Annotated in this window: 7 protein-coding genes and 1 pseudogene; 2 read left to right on the top strand and 6 right to left on the bottom strand. The window is 69.0% G+C overall.

The features are described 5' to 3' along the window. Positions 1-219 precede the first annotated feature (219 nt). The 3 genes from glgB to H0W40_RS16050 form a co-directional block, all read right to left on the bottom strand. Positions 220-2,481: a 1,4-alpha-glucan branching protein GlgB gene (gene glgB / locus H0W40_RS16060; protein ID WP_292448138.1), complete on the bottom strand. Its 2,262-nt coding sequence runs from the start codon at positions 2,479-2,481 to the stop codon at positions 220-222. A 67-nt stretch (positions 2,482-2,548) separates the two neighbouring features. After that, on the bottom strand, positions 2,549-6,112 hold the full coding sequence (treS, locus tag H0W40_RS16055) for a maltose alpha-D-glucosyltransferase (protein WP_292448136.1): 3,564 nt from the start codon (positions 6,110-6,112) through the stop codon (positions 2,549-2,551). Then, positions 6,112-9,504, bottom strand: coding sequence for a maltotransferase domain-containing protein (locus H0W40_RS16050; RefSeq protein WP_292448134.1), 3,393 nt, complete (start codon positions 9,502-9,504; stop codon positions 6,112-6,114). The genes treS and H0W40_RS16050 overlap by 1 nt, the downstream gene beginning before the upstream one ends. 410 nt (positions 9,505-9,914) lie before the next feature. Between H0W40_RS16050 and H0W40_RS16045 the strand changes: the two genes are divergently transcribed. Together H0W40_RS16045 and H0W40_RS16040 are read left to right on the top strand one after the other, a co-directional pair. Beyond that, positions 9,915-12,185: a CHASE domain-containing protein gene (locus tag H0W40_RS16045; protein WP_292448132.1), complete on the top strand. Its 2,271-nt coding sequence runs from the start codon at positions 9,915-9,917 to the stop codon at positions 12,183-12,185. Further along, positions 12,175-13,188 (top strand): lysylphosphatidylglycerol synthase domain-containing protein, encoded by a 1,014-nt coding sequence (locus tag H0W40_RS16040; protein WP_292448129.1) that lies wholly within the window; start codon positions 12,175-12,177, stop codon positions 13,186-13,188. The genes H0W40_RS16045 and H0W40_RS16040 overlap by 11 nt, the downstream gene beginning before the upstream one ends. Positions 13,189-13,590: 402 nt before the next feature. On the opposite strand, the gene H0W40_RS16035 is transcribed toward H0W40_RS16040, so the two are convergent. The 3 genes and pseudogenes from H0W40_RS16035 to H0W40_RS16025 all read right to left on the bottom strand — a co-directional run. After that, positions 13,591-14,157, bottom strand: coding sequence for a DUF3299 domain-containing protein (locus tag H0W40_RS16035; RefSeq protein ID WP_292448126.1), 567 nt, complete (start codon positions 14,155-14,157; stop codon positions 13,591-13,593). 3 nt (positions 14,158-14,160) lie between these two features. Continuing rightward, positions 14,161-15,423, bottom strand: coding sequence for an ABC transporter permease (locus H0W40_RS16030; RefSeq protein ID WP_292448124.1), 1,263 nt, complete (start codon positions 15,421-15,423; stop codon positions 14,161-14,163). Then, positions 15,420-15,615 (bottom strand): annotated as a pseudogene (locus tag H0W40_RS16025) (ABC transporter ATP-binding protein); the annotation flags it as partial. The pseudogene H0W40_RS16025 and the gene H0W40_RS16030, both read right to left, overlap by 4 nt.

The following is a 15,615-nucleotide window of genomic DNA, read 5'->3' as shown; positions in this document are numbered from 1 at the left end:
GCGCAGGGTTTGCGGGCGCGCGCGCAGCTCGCTTCGTGAACTGACTCGTCGCATCTGTTTGAGTGCAGTGAGCAAAGCGAACGAAGCGAGTTATGCGACGGCCCGCAAGACCGAGCAGCGCAGCGCAGTCGCTGCGCAGCAGCGACCGCCGCACCGGCGCGCCGCCGGACATCTGCCCACGGCTTCGCCCTCGCCGAGCCATCGCACCACCAGCCATTCCTACGCTTCCCACTGCAAAAATACGGTCGCCAGCGGCGGCAAGCTCAGCACAGCAGAGTGCTCCTGCCCATGGCATGCCACCGGCTCCGTCCGAACCCCGCCGCCGTTGCCGACGTTGCTGCCGCCGTAGACGCCGGCGTCGGTGTTGAGCACTTCGCGCCAGCGGCCGGCGCCCGGCAAACCGACGCGATAGGCACTGCGCGCAAGCGGGGTAAGGTTGCACAGCACGACCACCGGCGGCGCACCGTCCTCGCCGTAGCGGGCGAAGGCGAAGACGCTTTGCGCAGCGTCGTCACCGATGAGCCAGGCGAAGCCTTCGGCCTTCGTGTCGCGCTGGTGGAGCGCGGGAGCGGACGAATAGAGCACGTTCAGGTCGCGCACCAGGCGCTGCACGCCGCGGTGGCGCGGGTCGTCCAGCAGATCCCATTGCGGCGAGGCGTCGTGGTTCCACTCGCGCGTTTCGCCGAACTCGCAGCCCATGAAGAGCAGCTTCTTGCCCGGGTGTGCCCACATGAAGCCGAGATACGCGCGCAGATTGGCGCGGCGTTGCCAGTCGTCGCCGGACATCTTGCCGAGCAGCGAACCCTTGCCGTGCACCACCTCGTCGTGCGAGATCGGCAGCACGAAACGCTCCGAGAACGCATAGATCAGGCCGAAGCTCATGTCGTGATGGTGGTGCCTGCGGTGCACCGGATCGTGCTCCATGTAGCGCAGGGTGTCGTGCATCCAGCCCATGTTCCATTTGTGCGTGAAGCCCAGGCCGCCCTCTTCCACAGGCGCGGAGACGCCGGGCCAGGCGGTGGATTCTTCGGCGATCACAAGCACGCCGGGGCAGCGTTCGGCCAGCGTCGTGTTGAGCTTCTTGAGGAAGGCCACCGACTCCAGGTTCTCGCGCCCGCCGTGAATGTTGGGCACCCACTCGCCGGGCTGTCGGCTGTAGTCGCGGTAGAGCATGGAGGCGACCGCATCGACCCTCAGGCCATCGACGTGGAAGTGTTCGATCCACTCCAGCGCGCTGGCGATCAGGAAGCCGACGACTTCGTTGCGCCCGAGGTTGAAGATGAGCGTGTTCCAGTCCTGGTGGAAGCCTTCCTTCGGATCGGCGTGTTCGTAGAGCGCGGTGCCGTCGAACTGCGCCAGGCCGTGAGCATCGGTCGGGAAATGCGCCGGCACCCAGTCGAGGATCACGCCCAGCCCCGCGGCGTGGCAGCGATCGACGAAACCCGCAAAGCCTTCCGGCGTGCCGAAGCGCGCGCTCGGCGCGAACTGCGACAGCGGCTGGTAGCCCCACGAACCGCCGAAGGGGTGCTCCATGATCGGCAGGAACTCCAGGTGCGTGAAGCCGAGGCCGCGCGCATAGGGGATCAACCGCTCGGCCAGTTCGTGCCAGTCGAGGCTGCGGCCACCCTCCTCCATGTTGCGCAGCCACGAGCCGGCATGCACTTCGTAGGTCGACATCGGCGCGCTCGGTGCGTGGTGTGCGGCGCGGCCCTGCATCCAGGCTTCGTCGGTCCACACGAACTCGCGCGGCGGCGAAACGACGGAGGCCGTGGCCGGCGGGCATTCGGTCTGCAGCGCGATCGGGTCGGCCTTGAGCGGCAGCGTCTCGCCCATCGGCCCGAGCAGTTCGTACTTGTAGCGGCTGCCGGTGGCGAGCCGCGGCACGAACAGCTCCCACACGCCGGCCTCGACACGCCGGCGCATGGGATGGCGACGGCCGTCCCAACTGTTGAAGTCGCCGACCACCGACACGCGCGTGGCGTTCGGCGCCCACACCGCGAAGCGCACGCCCTCGATGCCCTGGATCTGCATCACGTGTGCGCCCAGACAGCGGCCGAGCTCGCGGTGGTTGCCTTCCGCGATGAGGTGCAGGTCGAGCTCGCCGAGCAGAGGCCCGAAAGCGTAGGCGTCTTCAGTGACTTGACGCAAGGGCGCGGCGTCCGGCGCCGCCGAGTCGCCCGCGGGCCAGTCGATGTGCAGGCAGTAGGTGTCGGGGCCGGCCGTTTTCGCTGCAGGGTCGAGCGCGATTTCGAACAGGCCGTCGCAATCGTCGACACGCCGCCCCGGCAGGCCTTCACCCCCTGGCCCGCTCAGCACCGACACCGCCAGCGCACCAGGCGCGAACGCGCGTACCACCTTGCCGCCTTTTTCCTCGTGCGGACCCAGCAGCGCGAAGGGATCGCTGTGGCGGCCCTGCACGAGACGGCGAGCGGCCTCGACGTCGAGGCCGGTCCCTCGGCGGTGTTCCTGCGGTGCGTTCATCGTGGCTTCTTCAAAGTGCTCGGCGCCGTCGACCAGTGCCGACATGCGGGAGTGTGTTGCAGGAATCTCAAGCCTGCGACGAATCGCCGGCTGGCGAATCATCGGGCGTCGCCTCGGCCTCCAGCAGCCGCTGCGCAATCGCCGCCAGCCCGCGCAGCGGCACACCGATCCATGCCGGGCGGTTCGCGCTTTCGTAGCACAACTCGTAGGCAGCCTTCTCGAGCGTGAACAGGTCGATCAGCGCCGCTTCGCCGCTCGGCCCGACCCAGTCGTGCGCGACACCCGCGCTCGCCTCGCGGTAGGCCGCAAGGAAGGCTTCCTGCGAGGCGGGCAGAAAGCGTTCGAGCAACAGCCGCTTGCGCGCCTCGGCCGCTTCGCCGATGTCGCCCGGCCCGCTGTTGATGGCCACCGCGGCGGCGTAACTGAACGAGCGCAGCATGCCGGCCACGTCGCGCAACGGACTTTGCTTGCGGCGGCGCTCGGCCAGCGGCTTGAGCGGCTCGCCCTCGAAATCGATGAAGTAGGCATCGCTCTGCGCCACCAGCACCTGGCCCAGGTGCAGGTCGCCGTGGATGCGCGTGCGCAGCGAACCGACGCCTTGCGCGGCCAGCCGGTCCACCAACGCGAGCAGCGCCTCGCGCTGGCCGAGCAATTGCTCGGCCAGGCCGGCCTCCTCATCGGTGGCGCGATGGTCGCTGGCACGTTTGCCGCCGGGGGCCTGCAGCAGGGCCAGGGAGCGCTCGAGCTGCTCGCGGGCGCCGGCAGCCCAGGCGGCCACGTCCTTGGCGCTGGCCGGCTCGGGCGCGAAGGCCGGGTCCTCGCTCGGCCGCGCGAGTGCGACATGCAGTTCGCCCAGCCGGCGGCCCAGAACACCGGCCGATTCCCTGAACTCGGCCAGCGCTTCTTCGCCCGGGTCGCCGCTTTCGCGATCGACCGGGGTGTTCTCAACCGTTTGCGCCGGCTCCGCCATCACGTCCTGGATGCTGCGTTCCAGTGCGCCGAGGGTCCAGGCCCAGGCGTCGCCCTGGTTATGCATGAATTTCTGCAGCACCGCCATGACCTGCGGTGCGCCGTCGGCGGCTACGCGCGTCACTTCGCCCAAAGTGAGCGCGATGTTGGCGAAACCCCCTTCGGTGAGGTAGCGGCCCATCTCGACCTCGGGGTGGATGCCGGGCTGCATTCGGCGGATCAGCTTGAGGATCACTTGCTCGCCGAGCACCACCGAGCTGTTGGATTGTTCGGCGGACAAATAGCGCACCTCGGGCGACGGACCCAGATCGATCTCGTCCAGGCGCGAAGTGGGCAGGAAGCGGATCTCGCCGTCGCTCGTGGCCAGCGTGCGGCCCTCGCGCACCAGCGCCAGCATGCGCAGCACGAAGGGGTGCAAGGTGAAGGCGTCGGTCAGCAGCCCCACCTGGCGGCCTCGGCGAACGCGCGAGAGGGCGAGCTGCAGCGGCAAGGGCGAGGTGGCCTCGTCTTCGCCGATGAAGCCGAAAGGCAGCATGTAGCGCTCGGTGCCGGTGGCCGTGCGCACCTCCAGCTCGGTGAGCAGCATCGGCCGCGTGGTGCCGTCCAGCTCGGCAGCGAAGGCAATCGTCACCTGCTCGATCTTCTCGTTCTTGGCGCCGTACCAGCGGCGCTTGGGCAGGTAGGCCGGCAGCACCTCGCCCTCCAGCACCGCGCGGCTCGGCGGCAGCAGCAGTTCGCCGACTTCGCGGCGCACTACCAGCGTCGCGTAGTCGGGCATGGCTTCGGGCGGTGGCGCCGGCCCGCCGAGCGATTCGGCTTCGCTTGTCAGCGAGAACCAGTAGAAGCCGAAGGGCGGCAGCGTCAACAGATAGGGCAGCTGGCCGATGGCCGGGAAGCGCGAGCCGCCGATCATCTCGACCGGCACGCGGCCGGAGAAGGCGGACAGGTCGAGTTCGACCGCCTGCGATGAACGCGACACGTTGGCCACGCACAGGATCGACTCGATGCGCTCCACCTTCTCGTCGTTGCCGTCTTGCGCCGGAGCGCCTTCCTGGCGGTACTCACGCAGGTACGCCAGCACCTTGCGGTTGGCCGGCGAAAGCAGCTTGAGCGTGCCGCGGCCGAAGGCGGGGTGCGGCTTGCGCACCGCCAGCATGCGCCGCATCCAGTTGAGCAGCGAGTACGGGTCCGCGCTCTGCGCCTCGACGTTGACGGCCTCGAAGCCGTAGAGCGAATCCATCACCGGCGGCAGCACGAGGCGCGCGGGATCGGCCCGGGAGAAGCCGCCGTTGCGGTCGGGCGACCACTGCATCGGTGTGCGCACGCCGTCGCGATCGCCCAGGTGGATGTTGTCGCCCATGCCGATCTCGTCGCCGTAATAAATGACGGGCGTGCCGGGCATCGAGAGCAGCAGGCTGTTGAGCAGCTCCACGCGGCGGCGGTCGCGCTCCAGCAACGGCGCCAGGCGCCGGCGGATGCCCAGATTGATGCGCGCGCGGCGGTCCGAGGCGTAGAAGCTCCACAGGTAATCGCGCTCCTTGTCGGTCACCATCTCGAGCGTGAGCTCGTCGTGATTGCGCAGGAAGATTGCCCACTGGCAGTTCGGCGGAATGTCGGGTGTCTGCCGAAGGATGTCGGTGATCGGGAAGCGGTCCTCCTGCGCGATGGCCATGTACATGCGCGGCATCAGCGGGAAGTGGAAGGCCATCTGGCACTGGTCGCCCAGGCCGTTCTCGTCGCGGCCGAAGTACTGCTGCACGTCCTCGGGCCACATGTTGGCCTCGGCGAGAAGCATGCGCCCGGGGTACTCGCGGTCGACCGTCGCGCGGATCTTGCGCAGCACCTCGTGCGTTTCAGGCAGGTTCTCGTTGGTGGTGCCTTCACGCTCCACCAGGTAGGGCACGGCATCGAGGCGCAGGCCATCGACGCCGATGTCGAGCCAGAAGCGCATGACCGACAGCACCGCCTTGAGCACCTGCGGGTTGTCGAAGTTGAGATCGGGCTGATGCGAATAGAAGCGGTGCCAGTAGAAGCTTTCGGCCACCGGGTCCCAGGTCCAGTTCGACTTCTCGGTGTCGCAGAAGATGATGCGGGTGCCGGCGTAGGCCTGGTCGTTGTCGGACCACACGTAGAAGTTGCGCGCCGACGATCCCGGCTTCGCAGCACGCGCACGCTGGAACCACGGGTGCTGATCGGAGGTGTGGTTGATGACCAGCTCGGTGATCACGCGCAGGCCGCGGCGGTGCGCCTCGGCCACGAAGCGGCGCGCGTCGGCCATCGTGCCGTAGTCGGGGTGAACGCCGCGGTAATCGGCGATGTCGTAGCCGTCGTCGCGGCGCGGCGAGGGGTAGAACGGCAGCAGCCAGATCGTGTCGACGCCGAGTGCCGCGATGTAGTCGAGCTTGGCGACGAGGCCCGCGAAGTCGCCGATGCCATCGTTGTTGGCATCGAAGAAGGACTTCAGGTGCAGCTGGTAGATGACCGCGTCCTTGTACCAGCAGGGGTCGTCGGTCGGCGGGCGCTCCACGTTCGGCTTGGCCAGCGGCGGCAGTGCTGAGGCACCCGGCTCCACCGCCCGCACCACGCTGTGCTCGGCCTCGCCTTCAATCTTCAATGGCATGGCGGCGGCGCGCGTTTTGTCGGCGATCGTGTTCTCGGCCATCACTCAGCCTCCGTGGGTTGGATGCGCCAGATCGCGAACGGCAGCTGTGCGGGATCGAGGCGGATGTGCTGGTGCTTGCCTCGCCAGACGAACCGGTGGTCGTGCACCAGGTCGACGGTGTCGAGCGCGCCATCGTCCGGCAGGCCGAATCGCCACAGCGGCAGCTCGATGTCGGCCTCGTGCGCGTTGAAAGGATCAAGGTTGATGGCGACCAGCACCACCGCTGTGGTGAAGCGCCCGCCTGCACGCGCTACCGGGCCGGGCATGGCCTTGGCGAAGTACAGGATGTTGTCGTTGCCGGCGTGGAGGAACTCGATGCCCAGGTGCGATTGCAGGGCCGGGTTGCCGCGGCGGATGCGGTTGAGCAGCGTGATCTCCGCATTGATGTTGCCCGGCCGCTGCCAGTCCCACGCGCGCAGCTCGAACTTCTCGGAGTCGAGGTATTCCTCCTTGCCCGGCAAGGGCGCGCCCTCGCACAGCTCGAAGCCGCTGTACATGCCCCACAGGCCCGAAAGCGTGGTCGCCAGCGCGGCGCGTATGAGGAAACCCGCGCGACCCGAGGCCTGCAGGAAATGCGGGTTGATGTCGGGCGTGTTGACGAAGAAGTGCGGGCGGAACACATCGCTGACCGGCGGCTGGTTGAGCTCGGTCAGGTAGTCGGTGAACTCCTTCTTGGTGTGGCGCCAGGTGAAGTAGGTGTAGGACTGCGAGAAACCGACCTTGGCCAGGCGATACATCGGCTTGGGCCGCGTGAAGGCCTCGGAAAGAAACACCACGTCGGGATGGCGCGCCCTCACGTCGCCGATCATCCATTCCCAGAACGGCAGGGGCTTGGTGTGCGGGTTGTCGACGCGGAACAGCCGCACGCCCTGCTTCACCCAGAACAGCACCACGTCGCGCAGCGCAGTCCACAGGGCGGGTCGCGCACCGTCAGCGTAGAAGTCGACGTTGACGATGTCCTGGTACTTCTTGGGCGGGTTCTCCGCATAGCGCATCGAGCCGTCGGGCCGCCACGAGAACCACTCCGGATGCTCGCGCAGCCAGGGGTGGTCGGGCGAGCACTGGATGGCGAAGTCGAGCGCGATCTCCAGGCCGTGCGCGGTGGCGGCCTTGCACAGGCGCAGGAAGTCCTCGAGCGTGCCGAGCTCGGAGTGGATCGCGTCGTGGCCGCCCTCCTCGCTGCCGATGGCGTAAGGGCTGCCAGGATCCTCTGGCGTTGGCGTCAGCGTGTTGTTGCGGCCCTTGCGGTTCGTCTGGCCGATCGGGTGGATGGGCGTGAAGTAGACGACGTCGAAGCCCATCGCGCGGATGGCCGGCAGCCGCGAGACAACGTCGTCAAAGCGGCCATGGCGCAGCGGCTCGCCAGTGCGGTTGCCGAGGGAGCGCGGGAACAGCTCGTACCAACTCGCATAACGCGCCGCGGTGCGCTCGGCATCAACGCCGAGCGGCGGATCGTGGCGCAGCGCGAATGGGCGCAGGCAGGCATTGCGCACGGCCTGCTGCGTGGGAGCCGCCAGCAGCGTCTCGACGCGGGAGGCCTCATCGGGTTGCGGCGGCGGGGCCGCAGTCTCGGCCGATGCACGCCGCGATCTGGCTTTGGTTTTCTTGCCTGCGGCTTTGGCGGCGAGCGGTGGTCCCAGCAGGGCGACGACGGCTTCCAGCGTGGCCGCCGTTTCGGCGTCTTCCTGTGTGCTCGCGTGCTCCTGCGCCTGTACCACAAGCAGCCGACCTTCCTCGAGCTCCAGGCTCACGTCCAGACCCGCGGCGACCTTCTTGCTCAGCTCATCGCGATAGGTCTCGAAGCCGTCGCGCCAGGCTTCGACGGTGAAGGCATGCCGCCCCAGCTTCGTGAGCGGGAACTCGGCGCGCCAGCGGTCGTTGCCGAGGGGAGCCATCGGCACCTCCTGCCAAGCCGCTTCGTCGGGGCCTCGCCACAACAGCATCACGGCGAGCTTGTCGTGGCCGTCCATGAAGACGTCGGCCTCGACGCGCACCGTTTCGCCGGCGATGCGCTTGACCACGAAGCGCCCGTCATCGACGCTGGGCGTGATCGCCTCGATCGCCACGCGCGGCGCCTTCACCGCGACGTCCAGAGCACGGCGAGCGCGGTTGGCTGCGGCCGCGGCGCGCGTCGGTGCCGCAGCCGTCGGCACGACAGGCAGCGATTCGTAAAGCGCGACGCGGCCGGCCGGCAGGTCGATCGCCGCCGTGGGATCGAAGCAGTGCGCCGCATCGGCCACTCCGTCGACATCCGCGCTGTCGGTATGTCGCAGCGCGCGAAAACGGGCGAAGCGATCGGCGCCCGGCAGCACGTCGGCACCGGCCACCCTGCCAGCGCCCGGAAAGCCGGCCAACAGCAGCAAGGCCCGATCGGCGCGGCGCAAGTCGCCGTCGGTGATGAGCACCGCGACGGCCGGCGCGCCTGCGGCGCTCAGCAGCGACAGGCGCGGCGCCGAGCCCCGGGGTGCGGCGTTGCGCACGCCTCGCTCGGCGAGCCAGGCATTGGCGGCCATCACTTCGGCGCCGAGATCGAATTCGCCGCCGTTGGGTCGCAATGCCTGCGCAGACGACACGCCCCGCTCGAAGCCCAGCGGCATGATCAGCCCCGTGCCGGTGGCCGCTGCCCACCACAGGCTGCGGCGATGCACCTGCTCCGGATCCTCTGCGGCTGTTGTCGCGCACACCGGATGGCGCCGCGCCTCGGCCAGCATCCCCAGCGGCGCCGAACCGGCGGCGACAAGTTCATGCTCGCAGGTCCACCGCTCGACCTCGGCTGCCGAGCCGGGCACGACCCCGGCGATCGCATCGAAGCCGCAGTCCGCCAGCGCCGACGCTTCGGCCGAGGCTCCGGCAACGAAGAACGATTGGGTTTGCCCGGTGCGCAAGGCATCGAGCACGGAGGTCCAGAAATCCTTCGGCAGGCCGGCCTCGTGCACGCAGTACAAACCCGCCGCGCCGGCTTCGAGCCACGCCGCCATCTGTGCGGCCCACCAGTCCCGCGCCGGCTCAAGCTGCCCGGCATCGCTGCTCAGCGTCACGGTGTTCGCACAGTGAGCCGGCCGGCGCGGATCGGGCAGATCGCCGTCGGGCTCGGGCACGAACCACTGCGGATGCTGCGCGGCCAGCGTGCTCCCGCGGCTCGCTCGTGCGGGCGCGGCATCGATCAGCAAACCGAGTCCATGAGCCTGGCATTCGCTCGCCAGCGCGGCGATGCGCTCGCGGTCCTCGCCCTCACCGAAATGCAAGCTGCCGGGGGCGGCACTGGCCGGCGACCAAGCGAGCGACAGCTGATCGAAGCCCAGTCGCCGGCCGTGGGCGCAGGCTTGCCGGAGGTCGTCGCTGCTCTGCAACGCGGCAGGGTCGACACGCAGGATGCGCAGCGCCCGGCTCATCCGCAAGCCTCATGCGCACGCACTGCCGGCATCAACGCACCCACCGGGGCGGTGCGACGGCTTTCGGAACAACACTCCAACGCAGCGAGCGACAAGACACGCGGATCCAACAAGATTCAACCCTCCAATCGAATCGCCCCGGCTCGGCAGAGCCAGCCCCCGGGCGCCGTGCCGCAGCACGGATAAGTCGGTTCATGCGGCAATAGCTGCTGCCCCGTCGGGACAAGCGCCCCGGCACAGTGTCTCCAGAGTCTGAATGCCCTTGATGACGAGCCACGGCAGGCGCAGCGATGAAAGCCGGGAGCAAGCGGCGTTCCTGCCCTGATGCAAGAATTGAAGTCGCTCGAACGATCCCTTGCCCGAGCAGGCTCCAGCACCGATCCGGCCCCGAGCCTGCGACTCACTTGACCATGCACTCCTGGCTGCGCTTTCGCCAACCCCGGATCGTCCTCGTGGCCGCATTGCTGCTGACCGTGATCGCCACTTTGCTGGCATCGCGGTGGCTCGAGGCGCGCCAGCAGGCCCTGCTCGCCACGGCGGTCGAGTTCCAGCTCGGCCGGCTGAACGCCCGCATGGACGCCTACGTGGCGTTGCTGCGCGCCACGCGCGCATTGATGCAGGCCCAGGCCGGCGAAGTGGACCGAAAGATGTTCCGGCGCTATGTGGAGCGCCTGCGCATCACGTCCGACTTTCCCGGCATCCAGGGCATCGGCTACAGCCCGCGCGTGGCGGCCGGCAGCGTGGCGGCGTTCGAGGAAGCTGCGCGCAAGGAGGGCTTCGAAAGCTTCGCCGTCCACCCCGCGGGAGCGCGGGAATGGATGTTCAGCATCCTCTACCTCGAGCCGCTCGACGAGCGCAACCGCGCCGCCCTGGGGTTCGACATGTCCTCCGAGCCCGTCCGGGCAGCCGCCATGACCCGCGCACGCGACACCGGCTCGCTGGCGATGTCGGGCCCGGTGGTGCTCAAGCAGGAGATCGACCCGGACAAGCAGGCCGGCTTTCTGGTCTACGTTCCCCTTTACGGCGGCGGCTCGAGCCCCACCACGCTGCAGGAACGCCGCGCCCGCTTGAGCGGTTTCGTCTATGCACCGTTTCGTGCGCCCGACTTCTTCGACAGCCTGTTCGATGTGGAGGCGCCGCTGGTGGCTGTGCGCGTGCATGCCGGTGCGCCCGGCGAGCCGCTCGAACTGCTGCATGACGGCTTTCCGCACGACCGGAACCAATGGACGCGCGATCTCACGGTCCGCTCGCCGGTGATCGGCGGGCAACCGTGGACGCTGGAATTCATGGCCTTGCCCGGCCTGGCAACGCGCGGCGAGCGGCTCCTGGTGCCGGCCGTGGCGCTGGCCGGCGCACTGATCAGCGCGCTGCTGTTCCTGCTGGCGCGGCTGCAGTTGCTCGACCGCGTCGCCATCGAACGCAGCGCGGCCGAACGCGCCGAGGCGCTGAGCCGCGAACGCGCGCAACGACGCCTGGCGGAGTCGCTCTCCGGGCTGGCCTTGTCGTCGGGCTCCGAGCCGGACGCCGGCGCCCTGATGCAAAGGGTGGTCGATGAGGCCACCCGGCTCACGGGCGCCGCCTGCGGCGTGTTCCTGTGGGCCGCCGCGCGGGCCGGCGGCGACGCCGTCGTGGCCGGCTCGTGCACAGGCTCGTCTCCGACCGCCGAGGCTCTGTCCAGGCTGCGCAGCACGTCAGCCTTTGCCGCGGCACTGACCGGGCGTACCCTTCGCCTCGACGACCTGCGTGCCGGCTCGGGTGCCGACGAAGCGCTGCACCTCGGCTCGGGGCCAGAGCGGCCCGTCGCCAGTGGCCTGGCGGCCTGTGTATGTCCCCGCCAGGGTCGCGCTTTCGGCGCCCTGTTCTTCGTGCACGCCGAACCGGGCCATTTCACCGCCGAGCACGAGCGGCTGGTCGAAAGCCTGGCGGCCCAGGCCGCCGTGATGCTGGAGAACGCCAAGCTGCGCCGCGTCGAGCGCGAGGCGCACGCGCGCACCGGCGAGGAGAACACGCTGCTAGAAACCTTCGTGGGCATCGCTTCGCACGACCTGCGCAATCCGCTCAACGTCATCCTGCTCAACGCCACCCTGCTCGAACACAGCGAAGGTGCGAGCGCGAGCCTGAAAGAGGCGACCGGGCGGATCAAGCGCAGCGGCGCGCGCGCGCTGCGCCTCGTGCACGATCTGCTCGATTTCACGCAAGTGCGCCTGGGCAAGGGCATCCCGGTAGAGCCGGTCACCACCGACGTTCACGCCACCGTGCACCAGCTGGTCGAGGAGTTCCGGCTCGCGCACCCGCAGCGCGGCATCGTGTTCGACGCCACCGGAGAAGGCCTCGGCATCGTGGACCCGCACCGGCTCGCACAGATGATGTCCAACCTGATCACCAACGCCATCGTCTACGGCGCACCCGGCACACCGGTGACGGTGAGCGTCGAGGGCGGCGCGGCCGAACTGCGCCTGAGCGTGCGCAGCGAAGGCGAACCGATTTCGGAGGAGCTGCGAGGCGAGCTCTTCCGGCCACTGCGTCGAGGCGCCGGCCGGCGCGGCGCACCCGAGGGCAGCATCGGGCTCGGGCTGTTCATCGTCGAGCAGATCGTGCAGGCGCACCAGGGGCAGATCGACGTCGCCTCCGACGCGAGTGCCACCACCTTCACCGTGCGGCTGCCGCGCCATGCGCACTGAACCCGACGCTTTGGAAGTGAACGGCGCGGTCGTCGACGCGCCGGTCGGGAGCGTGGCTTGCCCGCGATGGCAGATGCTCCGAAATGCCTGGCCCTCGTTGCGGCGACTGCTCACTGCCGGCTTCGTCGGGCTGGCCGTGACACTGCTCGTGCTGCAGTTGCGCACGCTCGACGCCGACCAGCTCGTTGCCACCCTGAGCCGATTTCCCACGCGGGCGCTGGCGGCAGGCGCAGCGTTCAGCGCGCTCAGCTATATCGCCTACTGCGGCTTCGACCTGCTGGGCCGGCGCTACACCCGCCATCGGCTGAAGACGCGCCACGTCCTCACGCTGGGCTTCGTCAGCCATGCCTTCGCGCTCAACTTGGGCGCTGCCGGCGTGGGCCTGCGCTTTCGTGCCTATGGGCGGCTGGGCGTCAGGACTGGCACGGTGGCCCGCTTGTGGCTGGTGTGCTTCGTGAGCAACTGGCTCGGCTTTCTGGTGCTAGCCGGGCTACTGCTGACGCTGCAGCTCGGCGGTGCGCCGTTCGGCGTGGACACGCCGCCCGCGCTGCTGCAGGCGATCGGCTGCGCCTTCCTTGGCGTTGCATTGGCCTACTTCGCGCTGTGCGGACTGTCGCGCGTTCGCTCGTTGACGGTGTTCGGACAGACACTGCAGCTGCCTTCCCTACGTTTCGCCCTCGCGCAGTGCGCGCTTTCGGTGCTGCAGTGGGCGCTGATCGCCGCAGGCCTGTTCGCACTGCTGCAACAGGCGGTTCCCTTCGTCACCGTGCTCGGTGTGCTGCTGGTGTGCGCGACGGCGTTGGCGGTGGTCGACGTGCCGGGCGGCCTGGGCGTGACCGAAGCGGTGTTCATCACCCTGCTCGGCGGCCAGGTGGCGATGGCCGCGCTGGTGTCGGCGCTGCTTGTGTACCGCCTCGTCTACTACCTCGCGCCGCTGCTGCTGGCCGGCCTGGCCTACCTGCGGCTGGAGATGAGGCCTCCTAGCCTGGCCGGCGGTCACTGAGCGGCGCACGGCTCGAGGCTTCGTGCCGGGTTCTTACGAGACCCGAGGACGCTTCCCACGTCACTCGTTCACGTGCGGTATGCCGCTTGCTCCCCTGCTCTCATGAACCTGCCATTGCCCTCCCCGACAGTTGCCCTGCGGACTCTGCGGGCTCACACGATCCCGCCGCAGCCCGAGCCGCCTTCGCCGCAGCACCCGCCCGAGCCGCCGCCGACCGGCCCGGACCTCGTTCCACCGAAGGTCGACGATCCGCCGGCACCCGACGAATCCGATCCGGTGCGCGACCCCGGAACGCATCCTCCGGCGGTCGTCGCTGCCGCCCTGAGCGCGTGCTGAGGTTGCGGGTCAAGCCGATCAGCAGCTTGACAATCGTCGCGGCGACGCGCTGCGTCTGCCGGGGCTTCAACGCTGCGCCGGCGGCTCGTAGCGATCGATCACCACAGCTTGCATGCGGTAGCCGCTCGTGCCCATCGCCGAGTCCTGCCTGAAGGTCTTCAAGGTGCCGCTGACCCACACGGTGTCCATCGTGCGAAAGCCCTTCACCGGCTTGTCGGCGATGACGTGAATGATCTGGTTGGCGGGCGGCGGCGGGCTGTGGATGCAGGCGCCGAAATAAGGCACGAGCAAAAACTCCTTCAGCTCGCCCTTCACCTGCTCCAGCGGCACCACGTAGCCGGGCAGCTTGATTCTGGTGCCGTCCATCTTGCTGTTGGTCGGCGCGGTGTCCCAGATCTGCCGCAGCTCGCGCATCGCCTCGAGCACGCGCGGACTGCTGTCGCTGAGCATGCCCAGGTCCATGTCCTTGAAATGCTCCAGCGGGTTCCAGCCCTTGGGCACCAGCTCGTCCCAATCGATCTCCTGGAACTCGGCAGACTGGGAAGGCGGCTTGGCCTCCGCCGCAGCCGCCGGCAGGCTGGCAGCCGCACAGGCGAAGAGCAACGGCAGGGCGAGCAAAAGGCGCATCTTCATCGTTCAAACCCTCGGAGAAAGCCCGTCGATCAGCGACAGGCGGTAGGCGCGAATGCCAGGCAGCAGGCTGGCCAACCAGCCGCCGACGAGCACGCTTGCGACCAGCAGCACCTCGTTTTGCGAAGGCGCCTGCAGCCGCAGCGCCACGCCGAACTGCGTCGCCGTCCAGCCGCCCAGCGCCAGCACGAGAAGAGCGTACACGGCGCAGCCCAGCATCACGCCGCACAGGGTGACGAGCGCGCCCTCCGCCGCCAGCAGGAACATGAGCTGACGCGGCCCGGCGCCCACCGCCCGCAGGATCGCGAGCTCGCGGCGCCGCTCGTTCAGGCCGGCCATGATCACGGCGACCAGCCCGGCCAAGCTCACCAGTGCCACCAGAGCCGTCATCGCCAGCAGGCCGCGTTCGCCGATGCCCACCACGTCCCACAGCTCGTCGAGTGCGACGCCGGGCAGGATGGCCATCAGCGGCTCGGCCTCGAAGCCGGCCACCTCGCGCTGCACCGAGAACACCGCGGCCCGGCTCTTCAGCCCGACCAGCAGCGCCGTCACGCTCCTCGGTGTGAGGTCGTGCCGGCTCACCTGATCGGCCGGCACCGACAGCCCGGGCAGCGGCGCGCCGGCCATCCAGTCGAGGTGGATCGCCTGCATGCCGTCCAGCCCGATGTGCACCGAGCGGTCGACCGGCGTGCCGGTGCGCTGCAGGATGCCGACCACGGTGAAGGGCTTGTCGGTGTGGTCGTTGGCGGCCATCGCGCCGTCGCCGTGGCTGAGCACGAGGCGTTCACCGAGAACGTAGCCGAGCCGCCGGGCCACGTCGGCACCCAGCACGGCGTCGAACACCGACTCGAACGGCCGGCCCTGCGCCAGCACCAGCGGCTCGCGATTGCCGTGGCGGAAGTGCTCGAAGTAATCGCGCGACGTGCCCACGACCGCAAAGCCGCGGTGCGAATCGCCCAGCGAGATGGGCACCGTCCAGGCCACCGCCTTGTGCCGCGCGATCGCCTGCACGCTGCTCCAGCCGATGCTGTTGGTCGCGCTGCCGATACGAAACACCGAATACAGCAGCAACTGCACGGGGCCGGTGCGCGCACCGACGATGAGATCGGTGCCCGACACCGACTGCGAGAAGTTCTCGCGCACGTCGGTGCGGATGCGCTCGATGCCCAGCAGCAGCAGGGTCGACAGCGCGATCGACAACACCACGAGCGAGAGCACGAAGCGCCGGTTCCAGGCGCTGTGAGCGGCCAGGTTCAGCAGCGCCTTCATGCCGATGCCTCGGCGGCGGTGGCACGGTTGAGCGTTGGCAAGTCGACCTGCCGATCGAACTGCGGTGCGAGGCGCGCGTCGTGGCTCACGAACAGCAGGGCGCTGCCGGCGTCGGCGCAAGCCCCCAGCAACAGGCGCATGAAGGACTCGCGCAAGGCTTCGTCGAGCGCTGAGGTCGGCTCGTCGGCGATC

It is taken from the genome of Methylibium sp. (genome assembly GCF_013817345.1).
GTDB lineage: Bacteria > Pseudomonadota > Gammaproteobacteria > Burkholderiales > Burkholderiaceae_C > Methylibium.
The sequence above is the reverse complement of the archived record's forward strand: the minus strand, read 5'-3'. Positions and strand labels throughout refer to the sequence as shown.